The sequence below is a fragment of the Modestobacter sp. URMC 112 genome, assembly GCF_053502575.1.
In genome coordinates this window covers 621,064-645,823 of the sequence record NZ_CP199957.1, presented here as the reverse complement: position 1 = coordinate 645,823, position 24,760 = coordinate 621,064, and the positions used below count along the sequence as shown (strand labels likewise).

Sequence of the window (24,760 nt, the reverse complement as noted above, 5' to 3'; positions counted from 1 at the left end):
ATGCCGCCGCCGGCTCCGCGCCGCGACCGTCACCGGTCGGGGCCGTCATCGGCGGTGGCGTCCCGTTCATCGGCGGGAGGCGCCGGGATCCGTACCCCCTGCCGCCTCTGGCCGGGGGTGCCGGGCGCCCCGTCGCCGTGCGGCGTCCCGTGGACGGCGTCGCCGTGCGGGAGACGGCCGATGGCGTCGGCGGCGACCGCCGCGGCCAGCCCGGTGGTCACCGCGCGGATCAGCTCGACCGGGGCCTTCGGCTTCCGGCCGGCGGTCAGCAGGCCGTTGCGCTCCTGCTGGGTGTCGGTCAGCTGGGTCCAGCAGAAGCCGGCCACCACCGGGCTGGCGAGGGCGGCACCGAGCAGGTCCCGGTAGCCGCTGAGCAGCTGTTCGGCGGTACGGACCGATCCGTACCCGCCCCAGTCGCCCGCCTCGTCGTCGGAGTCGGCGACGTGGAAGGAGATGCCGCCGATCTCGCTGAGCACCAGCGGGGCGCCGGCCACCTCGGCGCCGGGCAGCAGCACCGGCCGGTGCCCGGGCTGGACGTGCGCCAGGGTGTGCGCCACCGCGGCGCGGTCGCCGTACCGCTCGCTGAGGACCTCCCCGCGGGCGGTGTAGTCGTGCACGGTCAGCAGGTCGCTCACCGGGTGCTCCCACCCGTCGTTGGCCACCACCAGCCGGGTCGGGTCGGCGGCCTTGGCCAGGTGGTACAGCGCCCGCACCAGGTGCTCCTGCTGCGGCGACCGGCTGATCGCCGGCACCCCCCAGGACTCGTTGAACGGCACCCAGGCGATGACGCAGGGGTGGCTGCGGTCGCGGTCGAGGACCTCCAGCCACTCCCGGGTCAGGCGGTCGACGGTCTGGTGCGAGAACTCGTAGGCCGAGGGCAGCTCGGACCACACCAGCAGGCCCAGCCGGTCGCACCAGGCCAGCAACCGGGGGTCCTCGGTCTTCTGGTGCACCCGGATCCCGTTGAAGCCCAGGTCCTTGGCCCACTGGACCTCCCGCCGCAGCGCGTCGTCGTCCGGCGCGGCCAGGTGCGACTCGGGCCAGAAGTCCTGCGCGAGGACCAGCCGGAGGAAGTAGGTCCGGCCGTTGAGCAGCACGCCCCCGGGTGCGACCCCGACGCTGCGCAGGGCGGTGTAGCTGCCCACCTCGTCGACGACGCCGCCGTCCCCGTCGAGCAGGCTGATCCGGGCCTCGAGCAGGGTGGGGTGCTCGGGGCTCCACAGCAGCTCCGGGTCCACCAGGTGCGGGTCGGCGGCGCGCAGCGCGACCCGCCGCTGCACCTCCGCGCGGTCCGCGGGCCAGGAGTCGTCGGCCAGCACGTCGCCGCCCCGGGTCAGGACCACCCGCAGCCGGCCGCCGGGGAGCCCGCCGCCGGCCAGCCGCACGGTGAGGTCCAGGCTGGTGGCGTCCACGTCGGGCACCCAGGTCAGCGCCTCCACCCGGTGCGCCGGCACCTCCTCCAGCCACACCGGCTGCCAGATCCCCGACGTCCGGTCGTACCAGATGGCGTGCGACGCCGACCGCCAGTCCTGTTTCCCCCGGGGCTGCCGGAGGTCGTCGGGGTGGTCCTCCGCCCGGACGACGACGACCTGCTCCCCCGAGTCGTCCAGCGCCGCGGTGACGTCGGCGCTGAACGGGGTGGAACCGCCCTCGTGGGTGGCCACCAGCTGCCCGTTGACCCACACGTGCGCGCGGTGGTCGACCGCGCCGAGGTGCAGCAGCAGGCGACGCCCCGGGCCGGCGGTGGCCGGCACCACCCGCCGGTACCAGACCACCGGGTGGACGCCGGTGTCGCCGATGCCGCTGGCGGGCGACTCGAACGGGAAGGGCACCCGGATCACGTGGTCGTAGACGTCCTCGCGCAGGTGCCAGTGGGCGTCCAGCCCGACGTCGTCGTCGTCGAACGCGAAGCCCCAGGCACCGCCCAGGTCCTGCCAGTCGGGCCGGGTCAGCTGTGGTCGGGGATGGCTCGGCACGCGCCCAGCATGGCGAACGCACCTCCCCGGCCCCACCCGGCCCGGGGTGGCCCCCCTGCAGGGGCCCGCCCCGAGCCTGCGCGGGGTGGGGGCAGGGGGGTCCTTCACCCCTCCAGGACGGCGTCGATGGCCTTGTAGACCCGCTGCTCGGACACCGGCCGGGGGGTGCCGATCCCCTGCGCGAACAGCCCCACCCGCAGTTCCTCGAGCATCCAGCGCACCCGGGCGACCGGGTCGTCGGGCGCCCCGGTCGCCGGCACCCGCGCCGTCAGCTGCTCGTACTCCTCGGTCACCGCGGCCATCGTGGCCATCCAGAGCGCGTCCCGGGTGGCGTTGGCCGGCAGCTTCTCCAGCCGGTACGCCATGGCCGAGAGGTACCGCACCACGTCCGTGAGCCGCCGGCGGCCGGCGTCGGCGACGAACCCGCGGTGGAGCAGGCCGCCCATCTGCCGGCGCAGGTCGGCGATCGCCGCCTCCGGCACCCGTCTGGCCGGCGCCGCGCCGATGGCCACGGCCACCTCGCGGGCCTCGGTCAGCACGGCCTCGACCCGGCGCACGGTGTCGGTCGTCAGCGGGAGCAGCCGTTCCCGGGCGGTCCGGACCAGCGCGTCGAAGGCCGCCTGGTCGCGGGGCGGCCCGCCGGCCTCCGCGATCAGCTCGGTCGCCGCAGCGTCCACGCAGTCGGCGACCAGGTCGGGGATCTCGCCGTCCGGGTTGAACTGCAGCGCCAGCCGCGACCGTGGGCCCAGCGACTTCACCACCTGGCGGACCGGCGAGCCCGCGACCAGCACCAGCAGCCGGCGGGCGCCGCGCCAGGTGAGCCGGGTCGCCTCGACCTCGGTCGGGACGACGCGGACGCCGACGGTGTCCCCCTCGTCGACCAGCGCGGGGTACGCGGTGACCTCGTGCCCGCCGCGGCGCACCTGCACGGTGCGGGGCAGGTCACCGATCGTCCAGCCGGTGAGGCCGGTGCGCTCCAGGTCCGAGGCCGCCTGTGCCAGGCTGGCCCGGCTCTGCGGCGCGACCTGGGAGCGCAGCGCGGCCAGGTCCTTGCCGCTGGCCAGCGGCCGGTGCCGGTCGTCCAGCACCCGGAAGGTCGCCCGCAGGTGGTCGGGCACCTGGTCGGGGTGCCAGGCGTCCGGCGGCACGAGCACCCCGGCGGCCCGGCGCAGCTCTCTCTCCAGCGCCGGCAGCAGCGGCTCGTCGACCGCCACGTGCGGCAGCACCTCGCGGACCCGGTCGGGGATGGGCACCAGCGCGCGGCGCAGCTGCTTGGGCAGGGTCCGCAGCAGCTCGGTGACCAGCTCGGGCCGCTGTCCGGGCACGGTGAATGCCAGCGACTCCCCCGAGGTCGCGGCCAGGGTGTCCAGCACGCCCAGCGGGACGTCGACGGTCACGCCGTCCTCGGCGGTGCCCGGCGCGAAGGCGTAGCTCAGCGGCAGGGTCAGGCCCTGCGTCAGCCGGACCTCGTCCGGGTAGTCCTCGACCCGCACCTGGCCGGCCGCCGCGGCGTTGGTGAGCAGCTCCGGGGTGAAGGTCAGCAGGTCCGGGCGGTCCCGGCGGGCCTGCTTCCACCAGCGGTCGAAGTGCCGGACCGAGACGACGTCGGCGGGGACGCGCTGGTCGTAGAGCTCGAAGACCGTCTCGTCGTCCACCCGGATGTCGCGGCGGCGGGCCCGCTCCTCGAGCTGGGCGACCTGCTCCAGCGCGCGGGCGTTGTCGGCGACGAAGCGGTGGTGCGTCGTCCACTCCCCCTGCACCAGGGCGTGCCGGATGAACAGCTCGCGGGAGACGACCGGGTCGATCGAGCCGTACTGCACCCGGCGGCCGACCACCAGCGGCAGGCCGTAGAGCGTGACCCGCTCGGTGGCCACGACGCTGCCCCGCTTGGCGTCCCAGCGCGGCTCGGAGTACTGCCGCTTGACCAGGTGCTCGGCGAGCCGCTCGACCACCTCGGGGTCGATCCGGGCGACCGTCCGGGCGAACAGCCGGCTGGTCTCCACCAGTTCCGCGGCGACCACCCAGCGCGGCGGCTTCTTCGCCAGCGGCGTGCCGGGGGCGATGACGAAGCGGGTGTTGCGGGTGCCCAGGTACTCGCGGGCGGGCCGACGGTCGCCCTTGGCCGGCTCGGCCTGCATGCCCACCTGGGACAGCAGGCCGGCCAGCAGCGAGGCGTGCACGCCGCGCTCGTCCGGCCCCTCGGCCAGCTCGCCCACCTGCATCCCCAGCCGGCGCGCGGTACCGCGCAGCTGCCCGTGCAGGTCCTGCCACTCCCGGATGCGCAAGTAGTGCAGGAACTCTCGCTTGACGGTGCGGCGGAACTGGTTGCCGGACAGCGCGTCCTGCTGCTCGACCAGGTACCGCCACAGGTTCAGCAGCGACAGGAAGTCGGAGTTCTCGTCGGCGAAGCGGCGGTGCAGCTCGTCGGCGGCCTGCTGGTGCTCGGCCGGCCGTTCCCGCGGGTCCTGGATGGTCAGACCGGCGGCGATGACCAGCACCTCCTCCAGGACGCCGCGCCGGTCGGCCTCCACGACCATCCGGGCCATCCGGGGGTCCAGTGGGAGGGCGGCCAGCGCGCGGCCGGTCTCGGTCAGCGCCCCCTCGGGGGTCAGCGCGCCGAGCTCCTCCAGCAGCGCGATGCCGTCGGCGACGGCACGCCGGTCCGGCGGGTCGATGAACGGGAAGTCGGCGACGTCGCCCAGGCCCAGCGCGGCCATCTGCAGCAGCACCGACGCCAGGTTGGTGCGCAGGATCTCCGGGTCGGTGTACTCCGGCCGGGACGCGAAGTCCTCCTCGGTGTACAGCCGGACGGCGATGCCCTCGCTGGTGCGCCCGCACCGGCCGGAGCGCTGCCGCGCCGACGCCTGGCTGACCGGCTCGATGGGCAGCCGCTGGACCTTGGTGCGATGGCTGTACCGGGAGATCCGCGCCGTGCCGGGGTCGACGACGTACTTGATCCCCGGGACGGTCAGCGAGGTCTCGGCGACGTTGGTGGCCAGCACGATGCGCCGGCCGGTGTGCGCCGCGAAGACCCGGTGCTGCTCGGCCGCCGACAGCCGCGAGTAGAGCGGCAGCACCTCCGTGTGCGGGAACCCCCGCTCGGCCAGCGCGTCGGCGGTGTCCCGGATCTCCCGCTCGCCGGCCAGGAAGACCAGCACGTCACCGGGCCCCTCGGCGACGAGCTCGGCGCAGGCGTCGACGATCGCGCTGACCTGGTCCCGGTCCTCGTCGGTGTCCGGGTCGTCGGGGTCGACGACCGGGCGGTAGCGGACCTCGACGGGGTACGCCCGGCCGCTGACCTCGACGACCGGGACCTGCGCCCCGTCCTGGCCGAAGTGCTGGGCGATCCGGTCGACGTCGATCGTCGCCGACGTGATGACGAGCTTCAGGTCCGGACGGCGGGGCAGCAGCCGGGCCAGGTAGCCCAGCAGGAAGTCGATGTTGAGGCTCCGCTCGTGCGCCTCGTCGATGATGATCGTGTCGTACTGGCGGAGCATCCGGTCGCGCTGCACCTCGGCCAGCAGGACGCCGTCGGTCATCAGCTTGACCAGTGTGGTGTCGCCGACCTGGTCGGTGAACCGGACCTTCCAGCCGACCACCTCGCCCAGCGGGCTGCCCAGCTCCTCGGCGATGCGCTCGGCCACGGTGCGCGCGGCGATGCGGCGCGGCTGGGTGTGCCCGATGCGCCCGCGGACGCCCCGGCCGAGCTCGAGCAGGATCTTGGGAAGCTGGGTCGTCTTGCCCGACCCCGTCTCCCCGGCGACCACCACGACCTGCGACTCGCCGATGGCCTTGGCGATCTCCCCCCGGCGCTGGCTGACCGGCAGGTCCTCGGGGTACACCACCACCGGGACGGCGGCGTGCCGGCGGGCGATGCGCTGCTCGGCGGCGGCGACGTCGGCCGCGACGCGCTCCCGCTGGGCCGCACGCGCCGCGGGGTCCTTGGTGCGCCGGGTGCCGTCGAGCCGCCGGCGCAGCCGGTGCTCGTCCTCGAGGGTGAGCGCGGACAGCCGGGACCGCAGGTCGTCGTGCGGCGTGGTCACGTCTTCTCCTCGCTGGTCCGTCGCCCGGGACGGCACGTCCGTGCCGCCGGGCAGCTCCCCAGGGTCCCATCCCGCCGGTGGTGGCGGACGACACGGATCCGTGCACGCCGCAACTGATTGCGTGCACCGCACAACGGCTTGTACCGTGCAACTGTTCCTGGGCGCGCTGGTGCGCGCCGCCGTCCGTCCCCCGGAGTGTCCGTGACCGCATCCCCTGGCGCCCCGCCGGACAGCGAGCTCTCGCTGTCCGACGAGCTGGCCCGGCTCGCCCGCGTGCTGCACGCCGTCAAGTCCGGCTCCCTGCACGCCTCTGGCTCCGGCGCCGAGGCCCGCGAGCGGGCGGCGCACGTGCTGCTGTTCCCGCTGACCCGGCTCGGCCCCCTCCGCCAGGGCGCGCTGGCCGAGCTGGCCCACATCGACCCGTCGACAGTGAGCCGGCACGTCACCCTGCTGGTGGAGCGCGGGCTGGTCCGCCGGGTGGCCGACGAGCAGGACGGCCGGGCCAGCCGGCTGGTGGTCACCGCCGACGGCGAGGCCGTGCTCGACGCCATGCGCCGCGAGCGCGACAGCCTCCTCGAGCGCGTCACCGCGGAGTGGCCGCCCGGCGAGCGTGCCGCCTTCACCCGTCAGCTGCACCGCTTCGTGCAAGACCTGACCGCCCACCTGCCCGCCCTCGGCGGGTCCTCCCCCTGCACCGAGAAGGACCGATGACGCAGACCAGCGACCGCGGCACCGCGGCCGACCGCCGGGCGGCCGCGGCCGCGCCGGACGCCGACGGCATGTTCACCCACCGCCAGATCGTCACCATCCTGGTCGGCCTGATGCTCGGCATGTTCCTGGCCGCGCTCGACCAGACGGTGGTGTCGACCGCGATCCGCACCATCGCCGACGACCTGCAGGGCTACGACCTGCAGGCCTGGGCGACGACGGCGTTCCTGATCACCTCGACGATCACCACGCCGCTGTACGGCAAGCTCAGCGACATCTACGGCCGCCGGCCGTTCTACCTGTTCGCCATCGGCGTCTTCGTCATCGGCTCGCTGGCCTGCACCTTCGCCGACACGATGTACCAGCTCGCGGCCTACCGCGCGCTGCAGGGCATCGGGGCCGGCGGGCTCATGTCCCTGGCGCTGGCGATCATCGGCGACATCGTGCCGCCGCGGGAGCGCTCGAAGTACCAGGGCTACTTCATGGCCGTCTTCGGCACCTCCAGCGTGCTCGGCCCGGTCATCGGCGGCTTCCTGGCCGGGCAGTCCTCGCTGCTGGGCCTCACCGGCTGGCGCTGGATCTTCCTGATCAACGTGCCGCTGGGCGTGCTGGCGTTCGTCGTCGTCATGCGCGTGCTGCACCTGCCGCACCAGCGCCGCGACCACCGGATCGACTGGCCCGGCGCCCTGGCGCTGGTCACCTTCCTGGTGCCGCTGCTGATCGTGGCCGAGCAGGGCCGCACCTGGGGCTGGGCCTCGGGCTCCGCGATCACCTGCTACGCCATCGGCGCGGTCGGCTTCGTGGCGTTCGTGCTCGCCGAGCGCGGCTACGGCGACGAGGCGCTGCTGCCGCTGCGCCTGTTCCGCAACCGCAGCTTCGCGGTGGCGGCCGTGGGCAGCATCGTGATGGGCGCCGGCATGTTCGGCGGCATCCTGCTGCTCCCCCAGTACCTGCAGATCGTTCAGGGCTCCAGCGCCACCGTCGCCGGGCTGCAGATGATCCCGCTGGTCGCCGGCATCATGGCCGGTGCGGTCAGCTCGGGCATCGCCATCTCCCGGACCGGCCGGTACAAGGTCTTCCCGCTGGTGGGCATCGTGCTGATGACCGTGGCCCTGCTGTCGCTGTCCGTCGTCGTGACCGCGGACGCGTCGGTGTGGACCCTGGTGCCGTTCATGGTCCTGCTCGGCCTGGGGCTCGGGTTCAACTTCCAGCCGGTGATCCTCGCCGTGCAGAACTCGGTCTCCCCCCGGGAGATGGGCGTCGCGACCTCGTCGGTCACCTTCTTCCGCCAGATGGGCGGCACGATCGGCGTGGCGGCCTTCCTGTCCGTCCTGTTCACCCGGCTGCCCACCGACATCGGCAACGCCGTGGCCGACGCCGCCCGGACCGACCCCTCGGTGGGGGCCGCGGCCGGCAGCTTCGACTTCGACGCCGCCCTCAGCGACACCACGGCGATCGCCGGTGCGCCGGAGTCGCTGCTCCGGCCCTTCCGGGTCGGGTTCTCGGACTCGATCGACCTGGTGTTCCTCATCACCGCGGGCGTCGTGGCGATCGGGTTCTTCGTGTTCCTCTTCCTGCCGCAGCTCACGTTGAGCAACAAGTCGGGCATCCAGGCGCTGCAGGAGTCCGGTGCCGACGGCGAGGACGCCGGCCAGGCGGCGGAGCACGCCGCCGGTGTGGCGGCGCCGACGTCCACCGCCCCGCCGGTCACCGGCGCGGACCGCACCGGTCCGACACCCCCGGCCGGGCGGCACCGCGGCTGACCGGACGACGACGGGCCCCTCCGCACCAGGAGGGGCCCGTCGTCGTCCCGGCTCCCCGGCCTAACCTGGCGGGAGGGCCGCCGCCCGCCGACACCTGCCGTCGCCGCCTGGAGTACCCCGTGCGCTCGTCACTGGTCCTGTCCCGTCCCGATCTGGACTTCCTGCTCCACGACTGGCTGCAGGTTGAGACGCTGAGCAAGCGCCCGCGGTTCGCCGAGCACTCCCGGGACACCATCGACGCGGTGCTGGAGCTGGCCGCGGAGATCGCCACGGAGCACTTCGCGCCGCACAACCGGACCGCCGACGAGCACGAGCCGCACCTGGTCGACGGCAAGGTCGTGCTGGTGCCCGAGGTGGCCGCCGCGCTGCAGGTGTTCGCCGAGGCCGGGATGACCGCCGCGGCGCTGCCCGAGGAGCTCGGCGGCCTGCAACTCCCCGCCGTGGTGAACCAGGCCGTGCACGCCTGGTTCCAGGCGGCCAACATCGGCACCTCGGCCTATCCGTTCCTGACCATGGCCAACGCCAACCTGCTCGTCGCGCACGGCACCCCCGAGCAGGTGCGGACCTATGTGCCGCCGATGGCCGAGGGCCGCTGGTTCGGCACGATGGCGCTGTCCGAGCCGCAGGCGGGCTCGTCGCTGGCCGACATCACCACCCGGGCGGTCCCCCAGGACGACGGGACGTACCGGCTGACCGGCAGCAAGATGTGGATCTCCGGCGGGGACCACGAGCTGACCGAGAACATCGTTCACCTCGTGCTGGCCAAGGTGCCCGGCGGTCCACCCGGGGTGAAGGGCATCTCGCTGTTCATCGTCCCGAAGCACCTGGTCACGCCCGACGGCGGGATCGGCGAGCGGAACGACGTGGTGCTGGCCGGCCTGAACCACAAGATGGGCTACCGCGGGACGACGAACACCGCGCTCAACTTCGGGGAGGGCGTGCACACCCCCGGCGGGCGGCCGGGCGCGGTCGGCTTCCTGGTCGGCGACCTGCACCGCGGGCTGACCTACATGTTCCACATGATGAACGAGGCGCGGATCGGCGTCGGGATGGGCGCGACGGCGCTGGGCTACACCGGCTACCTGCACGCGGTCGAGTACGCCCGCACCCGCGCCCAGGGCCGCCCGCTGGCCGCCAAGGACCCGGCCACCCCGCAGGTGCCGATCATCGAGCACCCCGACGTCCGGCGGATGCTGCTGGCCGCCAAGAGCTACGTCGAGGGCGGCCTGGCGCTTGGCCTGTACTGCGCGCGCCTGGTCGACGAGGAGCAGACCGCCGAGGCCGAGGCCGACCGTGCCCGCGCCCGGCTGCTGCTGGAGGTGCTGACCCCGATCGCGAAGAGCTGGCCGTCGCAGTGGTGCCTGGCGGCCAGCGACCTCGCCATCCAGGTGCACGGGGGCGCGGGGTACACCCGGGACTTCCCGGTGGAGCAGTTCTACCGGGACAACCGGCTCAACCCGATCCACGAGGGCACGCACGGCATCCAGGCGCTGGACCTGCTCGGCCGCAAGGTGGTGATGGGCGGCGGGGCCGGCCTGGCGCTGCTACGGGAGACGATCGCGGCGACGACCGCCCGGGCCGCCGGGACGCCGTGGGGCGACCTGGCCGCCGACCTCGACGCCACGGTCGACCGGCTGGTCGAGGTGACCGGCACGCTGTGGGGCGCCGGCGACCCGCAGGTCACGCTGGCCAACGCCAGCGTCTACCTGGAGGCGGCCGGCCACCTGGTGGTCGGCTGGCTGTGGCTGGAGCAGGCGCTCGCCGCGGAGGGCCGGGACGACGACCTCGCCGCCGGCAAGCGCCAGGCGGCGCGGTACTTCCAGCACTGGGAGCTGCCGCGCACCGGCCCCCAGCTGGACCTGCTGGCCTCGCTCGACCGGACCGTCCTGGACATGCGCGGCGACTGGTTCTGAAGAAGGACCCCCCTGCCCCCCGCCACTCGCAAGCTCGCGGCGGGACCCTGCAGGGGGGCCTGGACGAGCCTCGGGACGGGGCCTGACCCTGCCCCCCGCCACTCGCAAGCTCGCGGCGGGACCCTGCAGCGGGGCCGGGACGAGCCTCGGAACGGGGCCTGACCCTGCCCCCCGCCACTCGCAAGCTCGCGGCGGGACCCTGCAGCGGGGCCGGGACGAGCCTCGGAACGGGGCCGGACCCTGCCCCCCGCCACTCGCACGCTCGCGGCGGGACCCTGCAGCGGTGCCGGACAGACGACGACGGCGGCCCCCAGAGGGAGCCGCCGTCGTCGTGCTGGCGTGTCTTGCTGTGCGGCCCCGCTCAGAGGCTCGCCCCGAGCTCGCGAGGCGTGAGGAGAGCGGGGTCCTTCCTCACAGGACTGCTGTGGCCCCGATGGCCTCGGCGCCGGCCTTCCGGCCGCGGGGTGCTGCCGCCTGCTGCTTCTCGGCCTCGTACCGCGCCGTCGATCGGGTGCCCATGGAGATCACCAGACCCGTCAGCAGGAGGAAACCGACCAGGGACACCGCCGGCCACAACACCATTCGCTCGCTCCAGGTCCTACTCGGGGTGCCCGCCGGGGAAGGGCGGGCCGTTCGTCGCATCCACACTTCCCGGCTCGACGTCGGGTCAACCCTGCACCAGCGCATCGATCGGGTGAACAGTGTGTGACGACGATCGCCCTTTCGGGGGGCAACTCCCGGCGTGTCCCGCGGACGACGCCGCCGATCCGGGCACTGCGGGTCACGGAACGGACTCATCCGCCCCCGAAACGCCCAGGGTCACGCGTGGCCGGTCGCGCCCGTGGGCAGGGACGCAACGACACTTCCCCGACGCCCGGAGGCCCCGATGGCCGGAGCACGCAGCACCGATCCCGACCAGCGAGCGGGAGCCGGCCGGACGACCTCCGACCCCGCGCCCGACGACGACAACATCAGCGGCCAGCGCTCGGACTACGCACCCACCGGCGCGGGTGGCAAGGCCACCACCGGGGGCACGCTCAAGCGCACGCTGACGGAGTTCAGCGAGGACGGGCTGACCGACTGGGCGGCCTCGCTGACCTACTACGGGGTGCTGGCCCTGTTCCCCGCGCTGACGGCGCTGCTGTCGCTGGTCGGGCTGCTGACCGACCCGCAGCAGCTCACCGAGGGGATCACCGCCGTCGTGCCCGCCCAGGCGGCCGAGACCCTCAACCCGGTGATCCAGCAGATCGCCGGCAGCACCGGCACGGCCTCCTGGGGCCTCATCCTCGGTGTCGCCGGTGCCGTCTGGTCCGCCTCGGGCTACGTCGGCGCCTTCACCCGGGCGGCCAACGTGGTGTACGAGACGCCCGAGGGCCGCAAGATCTGGAAGCTCAAGCCGCTCCAGCTGCTGGTCACGCTGATCGGCATCCTCTTCGCCGCGTTCATCCTGGCGACGCTGGTCCTCAGCGGCCCGGTGGTCGACGCCATCGGCCAGGCCCTCCGGCTCCCCGAGGGGCTGCTGACCGTCTGGAGCTTCGTCAAGTGGCCGGTCATCCTCGTCCTGCTGGCGCTGATGATCGCCGTCCTCTACTACTCCACCCCGAACGTGAAGCTGCGCGGCTTCAAGTGGGTCAGCCCCGGCGCGGGTGTGGCCATCCTGGTGGCCGTCGTGGTCTCCGCGCTGTTCGCGTTCTACGTCGCCAACTTCAGCAGCTACAACGCCACGTACGGCGCGCTGGCCGGGGTGGTGGTCTTCCTGATCTGGTTCTGGCTGATCAACCTGGCCCTGCTGTTCGGCATCGAGCTGGACGCCGAGATGGAGCGGACCAAGGAGATGAAGGAGGGGGTGCCGCGCGCGGACAAGGAGATCCAGCTCGACGCGCGCGAGGCCCCGAAGCCGCAGCAGACGACCTGACGCGGAGGGCCGGTGCCCGGGGGTCCCCGGGCACCGGCCCGCTCTCATCCCGCCGAGCGGCGCATGGACCACATCTGGGCGGGCCGCTCGAACTGCGTGGCCACCTCCCAGCTGACGTGCGGCGGCCCGGTCTCCTTGCGGAAGTTGCGGGTGGCCACCCGGGCGAGCTCCGGGTCCGCGGCGACCCGGACGGCGAGCTCCCGCGCCCGGTCCTCGACCGCGGCGTCGTCCACGGTCTCCCAGGCCAGGCCCAGCGCCACGGCCCGCTCGCCGTCCAGCTCCTCGCCGAACAGTGCCAACGCCGCCGCGGCCTCCCGCCCCACCAGCCGGGACAGGATCACGAAGTGCCCACCGCCGGGGTGCATGCCCCGCTTGAGGAACCCGCACAGCAGCCGGACGTCGCGCGCCACGATCCGCAGGTCGGCGGCGAGCAGCATGTTCATGCCGGCGCCGACGGCCGAACCGCGGACGGCGGCGATCGTGGGTGCCGACACCTGCCCCAGCCGGTAGAAGGAGTCGTAGATCCGGCTCATGCCGTCGTAGGCGTCCGGCGCGGCCGGGTCGCGGCCGGCCTCGGTGAGCGTCTGCACGTCGCCGCCGGCGCAGAAGGACCTCCCGACCCCGCGCACCACGACCGCCCCGACCTCCGGTCGGGCGTCGAGCTCGTCGAGGACGGCGATGAAGTCCGCCGCCATCGACGGGGTGAGTGCGTTGCGCCGCTCCGGCGCGTTCAGCGTGACGACGGCGACGCCCTCGTCGACCTCCAGCAGGACCTCGTCGGACATGTGGCTCCCTCGCCGACAGGGGGCCGGCCGAGGTGCCGGCCCGTCGCCCGCGATCAGACCACGCCGCCGTCCTCCCCTCCCCTGCGGGCAGGTCAGGAACTGCGGAAGCCCGCCCACAGGTCGATGCCGGCGTCCACGGCGTGGGAGTCGATGGCGGCCAGTTCCTCGTCGGTGAAGTCCAGCCGCTCCAGGGCACCGAGGCTGTCGTCGAGCTGCCGGACGCTGCTGGCCCCGATCAGCACCGACGTGACCCGCGGGTCGCGCAGCGCCCAGGCCAGCGCCAGCTGCGCCAGGCTCTGACCGCGGGAGCGGGCAACCCCGTCCAGCGCGCGGACGTGCCCGAGCGCCTCCTCGGTGAGCAGGTCGGTGGACAGCGACTTGCCCTGGCTGGCGCGCGAGCCCTGGGGCACCCCGTCCAGGTACTTGTCGGTGAGCATCCCCTGGGCCAGCGGGGAGAACGCGATGCACCCGGCGCCCGCGTCGGCGAGGGTGTCCAGCAGCCGGTCGGCCTCGATCCAGCGGTTGAGCATCGAGTAGGAGGGCTGGTGGATGAGCAGCGGCGTCCCGAGGTCGGCCAGGATCTCCGCCGCCCGCGCGGTGTCGGCCGCGGAGTAGGAGGAGACGCCGACGTAGAGGGCCTTGCCCGCCTGCACCGCGCGGTGCAGCGCGCCCATCGTCTCCTCCAGCGGGGTGCCGGGGTCGAAGCGGTGGGAGTAGAAGACGTCGACGTAGTCCAGGCCCATCCGGGTCAGCGACTGGTCGAGGCTGGCGGTCAGGTACTTGCGGGAGCCGCCGCCCTGGCCGTAGGGGCCCGGCCACATGTCGTAGCCGGCCTTGGTCGAGATCACCAGCTCGTCCCGGTGCGCGGCGAAGGAGTCGCGCAGGTGGCGGCCGAAGTTGGCCTCCGCCGAGCCGTAGGGCGGGCCGTAGTTGTTGGCCAGGTCGAAGTGGGTGATCCCGCGGTCGAAGGCGCGCCGCAGGATGTCCCGCTGCCGGTCGAAGGGGACGTCGTCACCGAAGTTGTGCCACAGCCCGAGGCTGATCGCGGGCAGGTCCAGCCCGCTGGCACCGCACCTGCGGTAGGACATCGACTCGTAGCGGGACTCCGCGGCGCTGTAGGACATGCCGGTGATCGTGCCTTCCGGCCCGGCCCGGCGCGTGCCGGGGTCAGCGGCTGGTCGGCGGCCGGTCGCCCTTCCGGGCCAGCGGCACCCGCTCGACCAGGCCGGCGAGCAGGGCCAGCCCGCGGCTCACGGCCTCGCCGGCCGGCGCGACGCGCTCCGGTGCCCGCTGGACCCCGGCGTCCACCAGGTCCCGGGTGCGGTCGAGGAGGCTGAGCGGCAGCCCGGACAGCGCGTTGCCCGGCGGACGGCGCGAGACGGTGGGGTGCGGCCGGGTCGGGGACACGCGGCGGGCGACCTCCCACTGCCGGCCGAGCCGGCGCAGCGCCGGCCCGTCCAGCTGCTCCTGCAGCCGCGGGAACATGACGTCCTCCTCCTCGCGGACGTCGTTCTGCAGCGCCTGCACCAGCCGGGACAGCAGCTCGGCCCGCCGGGGGTCGTCGTGGCCGACGGTCTCCAGCGTGCTGACCAGCTCGTTCACCTCCTGGTGCTCCTGCTCGACCTGGAGGGTGATCGCGTCGCCGTCGGGCAGCACCCGGCGCACGACCGGCCACAGCACGGTCTCCTCGGCGAAGGCGTGACTGAACACCAGCCGGTCGATGCGGCGCAGCACCCGCTCCTGCTCGCGGCCGGTGGTGCCGGCGAGCTCCTTCAACAGGTGGTCGAGGTCGACGTGGTCGTTGCGCTGGCGGACGAGCACGCTGCCCGGTCCGCCGAGCTCCTCGACGGACTGGTGGGCGATGGAGCGGGTCATGAGGGACTCCGTGCGGTAGGCGAGGCTCCTGGAGTGCCCGGGACCGGCTCCCCGCATGCCTCGGCGTGCCCGACCTCTCGGCCGACCACCATCCCTCCCGGAGGCGCGCCCTCCGTCAGGACAGCGCGGCCAGCGCCGTCCGGTACTTCCCGGTCAGCCGGTTGCGCGTCGGCTCGTCCAGCTCGGCGAGCCGGGCCGGGTCGGTGTTGGAGGCGATGTCGGCGAGCTTCACCTGGCGGGCCAGCGCGTCGCTGCGCACCCGGGCGTAGTAGTGCTCCAGCGGCTCGCCCGGTCGGTGGTCAGCGCCACGACGGCGTCCACGACGTGGAGCGGGAACTCGCGGCGCAGCTCCTCCTCGGTGCAGGAGGTGTCCTCCAGGACGTCGTGCAGCAGCGCGACCGCCTGCACGGCCGTCGACTCCTCCACCAGCCGCCGGTGGACGTCGGCCACGTGGGCGTCGAAGTAGGGGCGGCCGGCCTTGTCTGTCTGCCAGCGGTGGTGGCTGCGGGCGATCTCGGCGGCCCGCAGCACGTCGACCGGGGGCTGCAGCACGTGCTGTCCTCCTGGGGCTCGGTCGTCAGCTGGTCCATGGTCCCCGGCGTGGACCCGTCCCGCCCCGGCGGGGCGTCCCCGGACCCGGCGGGCCGGCGGAGTCCCCACCGGCGTCGAGCAGACGGCAGTATGCAGCCATGACCGGCCAGCGGACCCCTCCGACACCGGGCCGGCGACGCGCGTCGGCCGTCGCGCTCGGCCTCGCGGCGGCCGGGGTCCTGGCCGGCTGCGGCGGGGAGACGGCCGCCTCCGAGGCGGCGCCTCCGGCCTCGGCGCCGGGCCCGGAGAGCAGCGCGGCGGTCCCCCAGCCGGACCCGCCGGTCGGCCCCCAGGACGCCGTCCGGACGGTGGTGCTCCGGGACGACGACGGCGGCTGGCCGGACCTGCTCACCGCGGCCCTCGGCGAGGCCGGTGTCCCGATGAGCCTGACCGACGTCCCCGCACCGGGGTCGGGGTTCACCGCCGACCCGTCCTTCGCCGCGCAGGTGGAGACGCGGGTCGACGGCGCCACCCAGCTGGTGCTGCTCGTGGACAGCCGGCTCGACGACCCCGAGGACGCCACGCTGGAGGCGGCCGTCGAGGAGACGATGAGCGCGGTGGAGCGCGCAGCCCCCGACGCCCGGGTGGTGGTGGTGGGCCCGCTGCGGCCGGCGGCCGCGGCAGCGACGCTGCGGACGGCCACGGAGGGGTCCGGTGGCGAGTACGTGGACCCGGCGGCCGAGGGGTGGCCGGAGTCGCCGGCCCCGCAGCAGTTCGCCGACCTGCTCCAGCCGCAGGTCGAGCCGCTGGCGGCCCTGCTCGCGGCCTCCGGCGCCAACCGCTGAGGCCGGCGCGGGGCCGGCCCCCGGTCACCGTCCCGGTCGCCGTCCGGCGGACCGGGACGTGACCGGTGTCAGGGCAGGGCGCCGAGCGACAGCTCCGCGTGGTAGTAGCGCCCCTCGTCCTCGTCGCTGGCCAGCACGACGAGTCCGGTGGTGGCGTCCAGGGGCTGCTTGGTGGTGCTGGCGTCGTTGATGCTGGCCCCGGGCCAGCGGAGGAAGGGCGTCGGCGGGCCGGCCGGGAAGGCCAGGGCCCCCAGCGGGGACGTCTTGTAGTAGACCGTCCCGCCGCTCGTCGTGGACATCAGCACGTGCAGCAGGCCGTTGGTCGTGTCCAGGGCGAGCTGGGGGCGGGTCAGCCGGTCGCCCACCTGCGCGGCCGCGGCGCTGGTCCAGCTGCCGTCGGCGCTCCGCTGGAGCACGACGATGCTCGGGTCGGTGGCGGCCTCCCCGGCGTCGCCGCGGGAGGTCTTGACCGCGGCGAAGATGCGTCCCTGCCCGTCGCCCGAGAGCGCCTTGAGGTTGAGGTGGTCGTCGGCCAGGTTGGGCCCGCTGAGCGCGGTCTCGGCCGTCCAGGCCGTGTCCGGTGCGCCGTCCTGGTGGACGGCGAAGCCCATGACGTCGTCCCCCTGGTCGGACCACATGACGCCGACCTGGCCGGAGAAGGCGATGATCCCGGCGATGTCGTCGCCGGCGACGGCGTTGTCCGGCACGGGCAGCGGGAAGGGCGCCGACCAGGTCGCGCCGTCCGTCGCACTCGTGGCGACCAGGACCCGGGAGTCCTGCGTGTAGGCGACCCAGAGCCGGCCGGTCGTGTCACGGGCGATGGCCACCGACTCGGTGCCGGCGCTGGTGACCGGCTGGTCGACCTCGCGGAGGTACTGGTCGGTGACCGGGTCGTAGGAGAAGCGGACGGCGCGCATGTCCCCACCGCTGACCCGGCTGGCGACGTACAGCCGGCCGTTCTCCCACAGCGCGTCCCCGGTGCTGGCGGTCCGCTCGTCGACGACGACGCCCGTGTCCTGCCAGACGTGCTCGACCAGGCGGTGGATGGTGACCCCGGCGGGCACGCGCATCAGTGCCCACCAGGCGCCGTCGTTCCACCACAGCTTGCTCTGCGGCTTGTCCTCGGTGGGCGCCGGGCCGGCGGTCGGGAAGGTCGCCCCCTGGTACGTCACGGGTTCCGGGCCCGCGGCCCGGGCGGCCGCGGCGTCGCCGACGTCGAGGACGAGGGCACCGGTGAGCAGCGCCGCCAGGGCGAGGACGGCTCCTCCGCGCGGGCGGACGAGCAGGGGGCGTGGCGACGGGGACACGGGCACCTCGGGGTGTCGGGGACGGTGGACGGCCGAGGTGGGGGGCGCCTCCTCGCTCACGCGGGCACCTTTCCGGACCGGACGGCCCCGAGGCAACGACGTGCTGGACGATCATGCCGCCCGGTGTCCGACCCGGAGCCCCAGCCTGACCCGGTGCAGGCGTCCGGCGACCGTCGGTGGTGGCAGCGCAGAACCGGGTGCCACCGCCGCCCGACCGACCTAACCTGCACGGATGGCCCGCCACCCGCTGCACGACCTCGTCCGGCGCCGCCTGTGGGAGCTGGACCGGAGCCCCGACGACGCGTCCTGGCGGTCGGGCTGGGTGTTCCCGGCCGAGGCCCTCCAGCGGATGGCCCGCGGCCGCGGACGCAGCTGGATCAGCGAGGGGCTGGCCGTGCACCTGGCCCGGGCGCTGGACGTGCCGGAGAACCGGGTCCGCCGGGCGGCCGGACTCCCGCTGGTGGACGACCCGGAGGCGAGCATCCGCACCGGTCCGCACCTGCGGCTGGTGAAGGACGGCGAGCCGCTGCCGCAGCGCCGCTCCCCCGGCCGGTCGCACCCGCCGGAAGGGGCCGGGGACGAGGCGCCCGACTGCCGGCAGCCCGCCGAGCACGCCCAGCAGCCGGCCGACCGCGACGAGCAGTAGCGGCCGGTCCGCCGACGCGGAGGAGCACCACGTGCGGGTCCTGCTGGCGACGACGGCGGGGGCCGGGCACTTCGGCCCGATGGTGCCGGTCGCCCGGGCGCTGCTCGACGCCGGCCATGAGTTGCGGGTGGCCGCACCCGCGTCGTTCGCGCCGGTGGTGGAGCGGGCCGGGCTGACCCACGTCCCGTTCGCCGATGCACCACCGGACGAGCTGGACGCCGTGTTCGCACAGGTCCCGTCCCTGACCAGGGTCGAGGCGAACGTGCTGGTGGTGGGCGAGGTGTTCGGGCGCATCGACACCCGGGCCGCGTTGCCGGGCGTCCGGGCGGTCGTCCGGGAGTGGCGGCCCGACGTCGTCCTCCGCGAACCCGCGGAGCTGGCGTCCTACGTCGTCTCCGTCGAGACGGGCACGCCGCACCTGCAGCTCGCGATCGGCCTGGGGTCGTTCGAGGAGTTCATCCTCCCGCTGCTCGACGGGCCGCTGCGTGAGCACGGCTGCGGGTCGGGCGCCGACGGGCTGCTCACCGTCCCGAGGCTCACCTCCGTGCCCGCGCGGCTGGACGCGCCGCGGCGCGGGGACCCCGCGGCGACCCACCGGTACCGGGGCGACGAGGTGGACCCCGCGGCTGCTGCGCTGCCGAGGTGGTGGGACGACGACGGGAAGCCGCTGGTGTACGTCTCCTTCGGGTCGGTGACCGCCGGCATGCCGAGGTTCCGCGGGATCTACGCCGACGTGGTCGCGGCGCTCGCCGAGGTGCCGGCGCGGGTGCTGCTCACCGTCGGTGCGGCCGGTGACCCCGAGGCGCTGGCACCCCTGCCGCCCGACGTGCACGTGGAACGGTGGTGGCCCCAGCGGGACGTGATGCCGCACGCGTCGGCGATGGTCGGGCACGGCGGGTTCGGCACGACCATGGCGGGCCTCGCGGCCGGTGTCCCGATGGTCGTCGTGCCGCTGTTCTCCTCCGACCAGTTCTTGAACGCGGCGCGGGTGCAGGAGATCGGCGCCGGCATCGCTCTCCAGGGCGCCGAGGACCTCTCGTCACTGGCGGGTGCGGTGCGGAGCCTGCTGGTCGACGGGTCGTACCGGGTGGCCGCCCAGGAGGTGGCCGCCGACATCGCGGCGCTCCCGCCGGTGGACTCCTGCGTCGCCGTGGTCGAGCGACAGCCCGGCCCGCCAGCGGGACCGCCAGGACCGGACGGCTGATGCCGAGGAGCGAGCGATGACCAGGGTGACCTGCGACCTGACCATCTCGGCCGACGGGTACTCGGCCGGACACCACCAGACCGAGGATCGCCCGTTCGGCGACGACGGCGGGGACGGCTCGGGTGCTCGGCTGCACGCCTGGATGTTCGACGCCCTGGACGAGAACCGGGCCGAGGTCGACCGGATGACCTCCGCCCGGGCATTCGTCATGGGCCGCAACATGTTCGGCCCCGTGCGTGGCGGGTGGGACCGACAGTGGGCGGGCTGGTGGGGCGACGACCCGCCCTTCCACGCTCCGGTCTTCGTGCTCACCCACCACCCACGCGACCCGCAGCCGATGGCCGGCGGCACCACGTTCCACTTCGTCACCGACGGGATCGGGTCCGCTCTGGCTCGGGCGCGGGGGGCGGCCGGGGACGGCGAGGTCTCGGTCGTCGGCGGCGCGACGACGGTCAACCAGTACCTCGCCGCCGGCCTCGTCGACGAGCTGCGCCTGCACATCGCGCCGTTGACGCTTGGCGCCGGCACGCGGCTGTTCGACGGCGTCCCGCCGCTGGACCTGGAGCAGTTGGAGTCCCGGGCGGCGAGCTCGGTCGTCCACGTGACCTACCGCGTGCTGACCCGGCCCTGACCTGCGGCATCGACGACGAGGGCGGGCCGGACGACGTCAGGGAGCGCAGCAGGCCTCGGCACCCTCGGGGGTCGTGGCGGCCAGCGTGGCCAGCAGCCGGACGGGGCCGGCGAGCGCCTCGCAGCACAGCGAGTAGACGTTGCTGCGGCCCCGGGGCTCGAGGGTCACCAGACCCTGGTCGCGCAGCGGGGCGAGGTGGTGGCTGACCAGGGTCTGGCTCATCCCGGACGCGTCGGTGAGCTCGCGGACGGTGTGCGGCCCCTCGGCGAGCAGCAGGAGCAGGTGCAGCCGGTTGGCATCGGACAGCGCTTTGAGCTGCGGGGCGAGCAGTTGGGCCTGTTCGGCCGCGGAGGAGAGGCTGTCGGGGTCCAGCAGCCGCACACCCAGGTCCTGGCTCATGACGGCAGTATGACACGTCGATGTTGATGTAAACAGCGAACGCTGTTAGGTTGGCCGCCGACGCCGTCCAGGGATCGAGGAGTTGGTCAGCATGGCCACCGTGTCGTCGGCAGGGTCCGCGGAGCTGCCGGTCGTGGTGATTGGCGCCGGGCCGGTGGGCCTGGCCGCCGCCGTCCACCTGCTGGAGCGTGGCCTGGAGCCCCTCGTGCTGGAGGGCGGCGACCAGGTCGGCGCCGCGGTCCGGCAGTGGGGCCACGTGCGGCTGTTCTCCCCGTGGGAGTACGACGTCGACGCCGCCGCGGCCCGGCTGCTCGAGCAGGACGGCTGGGGGTCCCCGGACCGGGACGCGCTGCCGACCGGCGCCGAGCTGGTCGACTTCTACCTCGCTCCCTTGGCGGCCACCCCGCAACTGGCATCCCGCATCCGCACCGGCACCCGGGTGCTCGCGGTCGGCCGGGAGGGCGTGGACAAGACCCGCACCGTCGGCCGCGCGGGCCGCCCGTACGTCGTCCGCACCGCCCGGGACGGCGAGGTCGTCGACCTGCGGGCCCGCGCCGTCATCGACGCCTCGGGGAACTGGGGGCGACCCAACCCGCTGGGCGGAGCCGGGCTGCCGGCGATCGGCGAGGACCGGGCCGGCCCGTGGGTGATCGGCCCGCTGCCCGACGTGCTCGGCGCCGACCGCAAGCGCTTCGCCGGGCGCCACACGCTCGTGGTCGGCATGGGCCACTCGGCGGCCACCACGCTGCTGGCCCTGGTGCAGCTGCGGGAGGAGGAGCCGGGCACCGAGATCACCTGGGCGATCCGCGGCCGCTCTCCCGCGCGGCTCTACGGCGGCGGGGACGCCGACGGGCTGCCGGCCCGCGGCCTGCTCGGCTCGAGCCTCAGGGCCGCGGTCGCCAGTGGCGAGGTCGGCCTGGTCCGCGAGTTCACGATCACGTCGCTGGCTCCTCGGGCCGACGACGGGAGCGTCACGGTGACGGGGAGCGGCCGGGACGGCGCCGTGATCAGCCTGACCGTCGACACCGTGGTCGCCGCCACGGGGTTCCGCCCGGACCTGGAGATGCTGCGCGAGGTCCGGCTCGACCTCGACCCGGCTGTCGAGGCGCCGGCGCGACTGGCCCCGTTGATCGACCCGAACCACCACTCCTGCGGCACCGTCCCGCCGCACGGCGAGGCGGTGCTGGCGCATCCGGACGAGGGCTTCTACGTCGTGGGCATGAAGTCCTACGGCCGCGCCCCGACGTTCCTGCTGGCCACCGGCTACGAGCAGGTCCGCTCGATCGCCGCGTCCCTGGCCGGCGACACGGCGGCCGCGTCCCGGGTGGAGCTGGCCCTGCCCGCGACAGGGGTGTGCTCGACCGACCTCGGCGTCCGCGAGGCGGCCGAGGTGGCCGGCCGGAACACCGGCGTGGGCTTCGCAACCGGTTCGACGCACGGGTACTCGGCCGAGGCGGCAGCCGGCTCGTGCTGCGGCAGCGCCCTGGCGCCGGTGGCGGTGTCGTCGCCGTCCTGTGGCGGCTGACGGGGCGACGCCCGCAGCGCCCGCCGCGGGGGTCGGGGACCCCGGGCACTCACCGCGGCGGGCGCTGATCGGCCTGTGCGTCACCGAGGTGACCAGCTGGGGGGTGCTCTACTACGCTTTCCCGGTCGCCGTGTCGGCGATCACCGCCGACACCGGCTGGTCGGCGACGGCCGCCACCGCGGCGTTCTCGGCCGGCCTGGTCGTCTCGGCGCTGGCCGGGATCCCGGTCGGCCGCTGGCTCGACCGGTTCGGACCGCGGCGGGTGATGACGGCCGGCTCCGTGCTCGCCGTCCCGGCGACCGTGGCCATCGGGCTGGCGCCGAACTACGCCGCGTTCCTGGCGGCCTGGCTGGTCGCCGGCGCGGCCATGTCCGCGGTCTTCTACCAGGCCGCGTTCGCGGCACTCACCGGCTGGTACGGCGACCGGCGGGTGCAGGCCCTGACCACGCTGACCCTGGTCGCCGGCCTGGCCAGCACGCTGTTCGCCCCGTTGACCAACGTGCTGGTCGAGCACCTGGGGTGGCGCGGCGCCTACCTGGTGCTCGCCGCGGTGCTGGCCGTGGTGACCATCCCGGTGCACGCGACCATGCTGCGGGCACCGTGGAGGACGGCGGGGCCCCCGCGGTCCGCAGCAGGTCACCGGGCGCGCCGGGTGCCGGCCGAGGCGCGCAGCACCCAGTTCCTGACGCTGTCCGCGGCGCTGACCCTGACCGCGTTCGGGGCGTACGCCGCGAGTCTGACCGTGATCCCGCTGCTCACCGGGCGCGGGCTCTCGACCTCACTGGCGGCCACGACGCTCGGCCTGCTGGGGGCGGGGCAGCTGCTCGGCCGAGTCGTCTACCGGCCACTCAGCGCGCGCACCAGCCCGACCGGGCGGACCGTCGGGCTGATCGGCGCCTCGGCGCTGAGCATCGGGCTGCTCGGTGTCCTCAGCGGCCCGCCGGTCGCCCTCGTCGCCGCGGCCATCGCCCTCGGCGCTGCCCGGGGCGCGTGCACGCTGCTGCAGGCCACGGCGGTCTCCGACCGCTGGGGCACGGCCCGCTACGGCACCCTGTCGGGGCTCTTCGCCGCCCCCATCACCGCAGCGACCGCGCTGGCGCCGTGGGCCGGAACGGCACTGGCCGAGGCGCTGGGCAGCTACGCCACCGCCTTCGGTCTCCTGGCGGCCGTCGTCGTCGCGGCCGCCGTGCTGGCCTGGTGGGGAGGACGACGAGGCCTCCCCACCTGAGCGGCGACGCGGTCGCTCAGCGAGCGGCGGCCGGCCCGACCCGGAGCTCGGCGAGCAGGCCACGGACACGGGCCTCGATCTCGTCCCGGACGGGGCGCACGGACTCGACGCCCTTGCCGGCGGGGTCCTCGAGGTCCCAGTCGAGGTACCGCTTGCCGGGGAAGACCGGGCAGGCGTCGCCGCAGCCCATGGTGATGACGACGTCGGAGGCCTCGACCGCCTCGGTGGTGAGGACCTTGGGGCGCTGGTCGGTGATGTCGACGCCGACCTCGGCCATCGCCTGCACGGCGGACGGGTTGATCCGGTCGCCGGGCAGGGAGCCGGCCGAGCGGACCTCGACGGCGTCCCCGGCGAGGTGACGCAGCCACCCGGCGGCCATCTGGGAGCGGCCGGCGTTGTGCACGCAGACGAACAGGACGCTGGGCGTGTCGGACACGGTGGGATCTCCTTCGGGTCGGTGACCGGGCGCGGTCAACGCGCCGACCGGTCGTCGTGGTCGCGGACGGCCTGGCCGGCCGGACGGGGGCGGCGTGCGGCACCGATGGTCCCGGGGTCGGGCCGAGCGGCCGGAGCCGGGGGAGCCGGGGTCTCGTGCAGCACGACGACGTCTGCGGCGACGTCGTCCACCTGCGGGTACAGCAGCACGGCCACGGCGACGGCGGCCGCGGTCCCGATCACCTGCATCAGGACGAACGAGGGCACCGACGACGGGGGGATGCCCGCGTAGCCGTTCGACAGCATCCGGGCCACGGCTGCCTGCGGGTTGGCCACCGACGTGCTCGACCCCCACCAGTACGCCGCGGCGACCTCCGGCAGCCACAGTCCACCGCCGGTCCGCTCCGTCGCCGCGATGCTCACCGCCGGCAGGTCGAACATCAGGTCGGCCGCGATCGCCCCCACGGCGCCACCCGCGAACTGGGCCGGCAGGGAGACCGCGACCTGGCCGTTGGCGACCCCGCCGAGCACACGGTCCGCGAGGGTGACGACGGGGTTGATGTGGCCGCCGGAGACCGGGCCGAAGACGAGGATGAGCGCGGCCAATGCGGCGCCGGTGACGAGTGCGTTCTCCAGCAGCCGCAGGCCGGCGTCGGTCGACAGCCGCTGGGCCGCGATGCCCGACCCGACGACGACGGCGACCAGGCCGGCGGAGCCGAGGAACTCCGCCACCGCTGGCGGGCCAGCAGGGTCACTCGCACGGACGCTTCACCGCCAGCGCCAGCCGGGCTCGGGAGGCCAGCCGCGCGTAGTGCGCCGACACCGCCTCGAGCACCTCGGGACGGAGCCGGTAGTAGGTGAAGCGGCCGGCCGGCTCGGCCACGCACACGCCGAGTTCGCGCAGCACCTTCAGGTGGTTGGAGAGGTTGGAGCTGGTGGCGCCGTGAGCACGACGAGGTGGCAGACGCACAGCTGCTCGGCGCTGAGCGCCTCGACGATGGCCGCTCGCGTCGGAGCGCTGAGCGCCGGCA

General features: G+C 74.6%; 23 protein-coding genes. 10 read left to right on the top strand and 13 right to left on the bottom strand.

Translation table 11 applies throughout. From position 1 onward, the window contains the following. Positions 1-29: 29 nt before the first annotated feature. Positions 30-1,976, bottom strand: a complete 1,947-nt coding sequence (locus ACWIX6_RS03055; RefSeq protein ID WP_448615379.1) for a glycoside hydrolase family 2 protein — start codon at positions 1,974-1,976, stop codon at positions 30-32. A gap of 104 nt (positions 1,977-2,080) precedes the next feature. Next, the gene (gene hrpA, locus ACWIX6_RS03050; protein ID WP_448615378.1) at positions 2,081-6,019 is read right to left on the bottom strand and encodes an ATP-dependent RNA helicase HrpA; all 3,939 of its coding nucleotides are present in this window, start codon (positions 6,017-6,019) and stop codon (positions 2,081-2,083) included. Positions 6,020-6,220: 201 nt separating this feature from the next. On the opposite strand from hrpA, the gene ACWIX6_RS03045 reads away from it, so the two are divergent. From ACWIX6_RS03045 to ACWIX6_RS03035, 3 genes are all read left to right on the top strand, one after another. Then, positions 6,221-6,730 (top strand): MarR family winged helix-turn-helix transcriptional regulator, encoded by a 510-nt coding sequence (locus ACWIX6_RS03045; protein ID WP_448615377.1) that lies wholly within the window; start codon positions 6,221-6,223, stop codon positions 6,728-6,730. Next, the gene (locus ACWIX6_RS03040; protein WP_448615376.1) at positions 6,727-8,490 is read left to right on the top strand and encodes an MDR family MFS transporter; all 1,764 of its coding nucleotides are present in this window, start codon (positions 6,727-6,729) and stop codon (positions 8,488-8,490) included. The genes ACWIX6_RS03045 and ACWIX6_RS03040 overlap by 4 nt, the downstream gene beginning before the upstream one ends. A gap of 119 nt (positions 8,491-8,609) precedes the next feature. Further along, positions 8,610-10,403, top strand: a complete 1,794-nt coding sequence (locus tag ACWIX6_RS03035) for an acyl-CoA dehydrogenase (RefSeq protein ID WP_448615375.1) — start codon at positions 8,610-8,612, stop codon at positions 10,401-10,403. A gap of 411 nt (positions 10,404-10,814) precedes the next feature. Here ACWIX6_RS03035 and ACWIX6_RS03030 read toward each other — a convergent pair whose 3' ends face one another. After that, entirely contained in the window at positions 10,815-10,985 is a 171-nt protein-coding gene (locus ACWIX6_RS03030; RefSeq protein WP_448615374.1) for a hypothetical protein, read from the bottom strand. A 304-nt stretch (positions 10,986-11,289) separates the two neighbouring features. On the opposite strand from ACWIX6_RS03030, the gene ACWIX6_RS03025 reads away from it, so the two are divergent. Next, positions 11,290-12,318, top strand: coding sequence for a YihY/virulence factor BrkB family protein (locus ACWIX6_RS03025; protein WP_448615373.1), 1,029 nt, complete (start codon positions 11,290-11,292; stop codon positions 12,316-12,318). Positions 12,319-12,362: 44 nt separating this feature from the next. Here the strand turns inward: ACWIX6_RS03025 and ACWIX6_RS03020 are convergent, their stop codons facing one another. From ACWIX6_RS03020 to ACWIX6_RS03000, 5 genes are all read right to left on the bottom strand, one after another. Next, positions 12,363-13,103, bottom strand: a complete 741-nt coding sequence (locus tag ACWIX6_RS03020; RefSeq protein WP_448615372.1) for an enoyl-CoA hydratase-related protein — start codon at positions 13,101-13,103, stop codon at positions 12,363-12,365. A gap of 92 nt (positions 13,104-13,195) precedes the next feature. Further along, on the bottom strand, positions 13,196-14,227 hold the full coding sequence (gene mgrA / locus ACWIX6_RS03015; protein ID WP_448615371.1) for an L-glyceraldehyde 3-phosphate reductase: 1,032 nt from the start codon (positions 14,225-14,227) through the stop codon (positions 13,196-13,198). Between the two features lie 43 nt (positions 14,228-14,270). Continuing rightward, positions 14,271-14,978: a hemerythrin domain-containing protein gene (locus ACWIX6_RS03010; RefSeq protein ID WP_448615370.1), complete on the bottom strand. Its 708-nt coding sequence runs from the start codon at positions 14,976-14,978 to the stop codon at positions 14,271-14,273. Between the two features lie 115 nt (positions 14,979-15,093). Next, on the bottom strand, positions 15,094-15,237 hold the full coding sequence (locus ACWIX6_RS03005) for a hypothetical protein (protein WP_448615369.1): 144 nt from the start codon (positions 15,235-15,237) through the stop codon (positions 15,094-15,096). After that, positions 15,207-15,530, bottom strand: coding sequence for an HD domain-containing protein (locus ACWIX6_RS03000; protein WP_448615368.1), 324 nt, complete (start codon positions 15,528-15,530; stop codon positions 15,207-15,209). Before ACWIX6_RS03000 ends, ACWIX6_RS03005 begins: the two co-directional genes overlap by 31 nt. Positions 15,531-15,667: 137 nt before the next feature. Here ACWIX6_RS03000 and ACWIX6_RS02995 point away from each other — a divergent pair, with 137 nt between their 5' ends. Next, positions 15,668-16,354, top strand: a complete 687-nt coding sequence (locus tag ACWIX6_RS02995) for a hypothetical protein (RefSeq protein WP_448615367.1) — start codon at positions 15,668-15,670, stop codon at positions 16,352-16,354. A 68-nt stretch (positions 16,355-16,422) separates the two neighbouring features. Here the strand turns inward: ACWIX6_RS02995 and ACWIX6_RS02990 are convergent, their stop codons facing one another. Beyond that, complete coding sequence (locus tag ACWIX6_RS02990; RefSeq protein WP_448615366.1) at positions 16,423-17,721, bottom strand: hypothetical protein; 1,299 nt, start codon at positions 17,719-17,721, stop codon at positions 16,423-16,425. 172 nt (positions 17,722-17,893) lie between these two features. Between ACWIX6_RS02990 and ACWIX6_RS02985 the strand changes: the two genes are divergently transcribed. The 3 genes from ACWIX6_RS02985 to ACWIX6_RS02975 are packed head-to-tail and all read left to right on the top strand — an operon-like array spanning position 17,894 to position 20,142. Next, positions 17,894-18,307 (top strand): hypothetical protein, encoded by a 414-nt coding sequence (locus ACWIX6_RS02985; RefSeq protein ID WP_448615365.1) that lies wholly within the window; start codon positions 17,894-17,896, stop codon positions 18,305-18,307. 31 nt (positions 18,308-18,338) lie between these two features. After that, entirely contained in the window at positions 18,339-19,511 is a 1,173-nt protein-coding gene (locus tag ACWIX6_RS02980; protein ID WP_448615364.1) for a glycosyltransferase, read from the top strand. 16 nt (positions 19,512-19,527) lie between these two features. Continuing rightward, positions 19,528-20,142 (top strand): dihydrofolate reductase family protein, encoded by a 615-nt coding sequence (locus tag ACWIX6_RS02975; protein ID WP_448615363.1) that lies wholly within the window; start codon positions 19,528-19,530, stop codon positions 20,140-20,142. Positions 20,143-20,178: 36 nt separating this feature from the next. Here ACWIX6_RS02975 and ACWIX6_RS02970 read toward each other — a convergent pair whose 3' ends face one another. Continuing rightward, positions 20,179-20,541, bottom strand: a complete 363-nt coding sequence (locus ACWIX6_RS02970; RefSeq protein WP_448615362.1) for an ArsR/SmtB family transcription factor — start codon at positions 20,539-20,541, stop codon at positions 20,179-20,181. Positions 20,542-20,632: 91 nt separating this feature from the next. On the opposite strand from ACWIX6_RS02970, the gene ACWIX6_RS02965 reads away from it, so the two are divergent. Both ACWIX6_RS02965 and ACWIX6_RS02960 read left to right on the top strand, forming a co-directional pair. Then, on the top strand, positions 20,633-22,066 hold the full coding sequence (locus ACWIX6_RS02965) for an FAD-dependent oxidoreductase (RefSeq protein WP_448615361.1): 1,434 nt from the start codon (positions 20,633-20,635) through the stop codon (positions 22,064-22,066). Further along, complete coding sequence (locus ACWIX6_RS02960) at positions 22,056-23,294, top strand: MFS transporter (protein WP_448615360.1); 1,239 nt, start codon at positions 22,056-22,058, stop codon at positions 23,292-23,294. The genes ACWIX6_RS02965 and ACWIX6_RS02960 overlap by 11 nt, the downstream gene beginning before the upstream one ends. 16 nt (positions 23,295-23,310) lie before the next feature. On the opposite strand, the gene ACWIX6_RS02955 is transcribed toward ACWIX6_RS02960, so the two are convergent. The 3 genes from ACWIX6_RS02955 to ACWIX6_RS02945 are packed head-to-tail and all read right to left on the bottom strand — an operon-like array spanning position 23,311 to position 24,699. After that, a complete protein-coding gene (locus ACWIX6_RS02955) occupies positions 23,311-23,730 on the bottom strand; it encodes an arsenate reductase ArsC (RefSeq protein ID WP_448615359.1) in 420 nt (139 codons plus the stop codon). A 35-nt stretch (positions 23,731-23,765) separates the two neighbouring features. Continuing rightward, positions 23,766-24,461, bottom strand: a complete 696-nt coding sequence (locus tag ACWIX6_RS02950) for an aquaporin (protein WP_448615358.1) — start codon at positions 24,459-24,461, stop codon at positions 23,766-23,768. A 19-nt stretch (positions 24,462-24,480) separates the two neighbouring features. After that, positions 24,481-24,699, bottom strand: a complete 219-nt coding sequence (locus ACWIX6_RS02945) for an ArsR/SmtB family transcription factor (protein ID WP_448615357.1) — start codon at positions 24,697-24,699, stop codon at positions 24,481-24,483. Positions 24,700-24,760: the final 61 nt, after the last annotated feature.

What these genes read in the sequence shown, in the direction of transcription:
- ACWIX6_RS03010 (WP_448615370.1), bottom strand. Translation starts at nt 14,978, where the DNA reads ATGACCCGCTCCATCGCCCACCAGTCCGTCGAGGAGCTCGGCGGACCG.
- ACWIX6_RS02970 (WP_448615362.1), bottom strand. Translation starts at nt 20,541, where the DNA reads ATGAGCCAGGACCTGGGTGTGCGGCTGCTGGACCCCGACAGCCTCTCC.
- ACWIX6_RS03030 (WP_448615374.1), bottom strand. Translation starts at nt 10,985, where the DNA reads ATGGTGTTGTGGCCGGCGGTGTCCCTGGTCGGTTTCCTCCTGCTGACG.
- ACWIX6_RS03025 (WP_448615373.1), top strand. Translation starts at nt 11,290, where the DNA reads ATGGCCGGAGCACGCAGCACCGATCCCGACCAGCGAGCGGGAGCCGGC.
- mgrA (WP_448615371.1), bottom strand. Translation starts at nt 14,227, where the DNA reads ATGTCCTACAGCGCCGCGGAGTCCCGCTACGAGTCGATGTCCTACCGC.
- ACWIX6_RS02975 (WP_448615363.1), top strand. Translation starts at nt 19,528, where the DNA reads ATGACCAGGGTGACCTGCGACCTGACCATCTCGGCCGACGGGTACTCG.
- ACWIX6_RS03020 (WP_448615372.1), bottom strand. Translation starts at nt 13,103, where the DNA reads ATGTCCGACGAGGTCCTGCTGGAGGTCGACGAGGGCGTCGCCGTCGTC.
- ACWIX6_RS03040 (WP_448615376.1), top strand. Translation starts at nt 6,727, where the DNA reads ATGACGCAGACCAGCGACCGCGGCACCGCGGCCGACCGCCGGGCGGCC.
- ACWIX6_RS02995 (WP_448615367.1), top strand. Translation starts at nt 15,668, where the DNA reads ATGACCGGCCAGCGGACCCCTCCGACACCGGGCCGGCGACGCGCGTCG.
- ACWIX6_RS02985 (WP_448615365.1), top strand. Translation starts at nt 17,894, where the DNA reads ATGGCCCGCCACCCGCTGCACGACCTCGTCCGGCGCCGCCTGTGGGAG.
- ACWIX6_RS02965 (WP_448615361.1), top strand. Translation starts at nt 20,633, where the DNA reads ATGGCCACCGTGTCGTCGGCAGGGTCCGCGGAGCTGCCGGTCGTGGTG.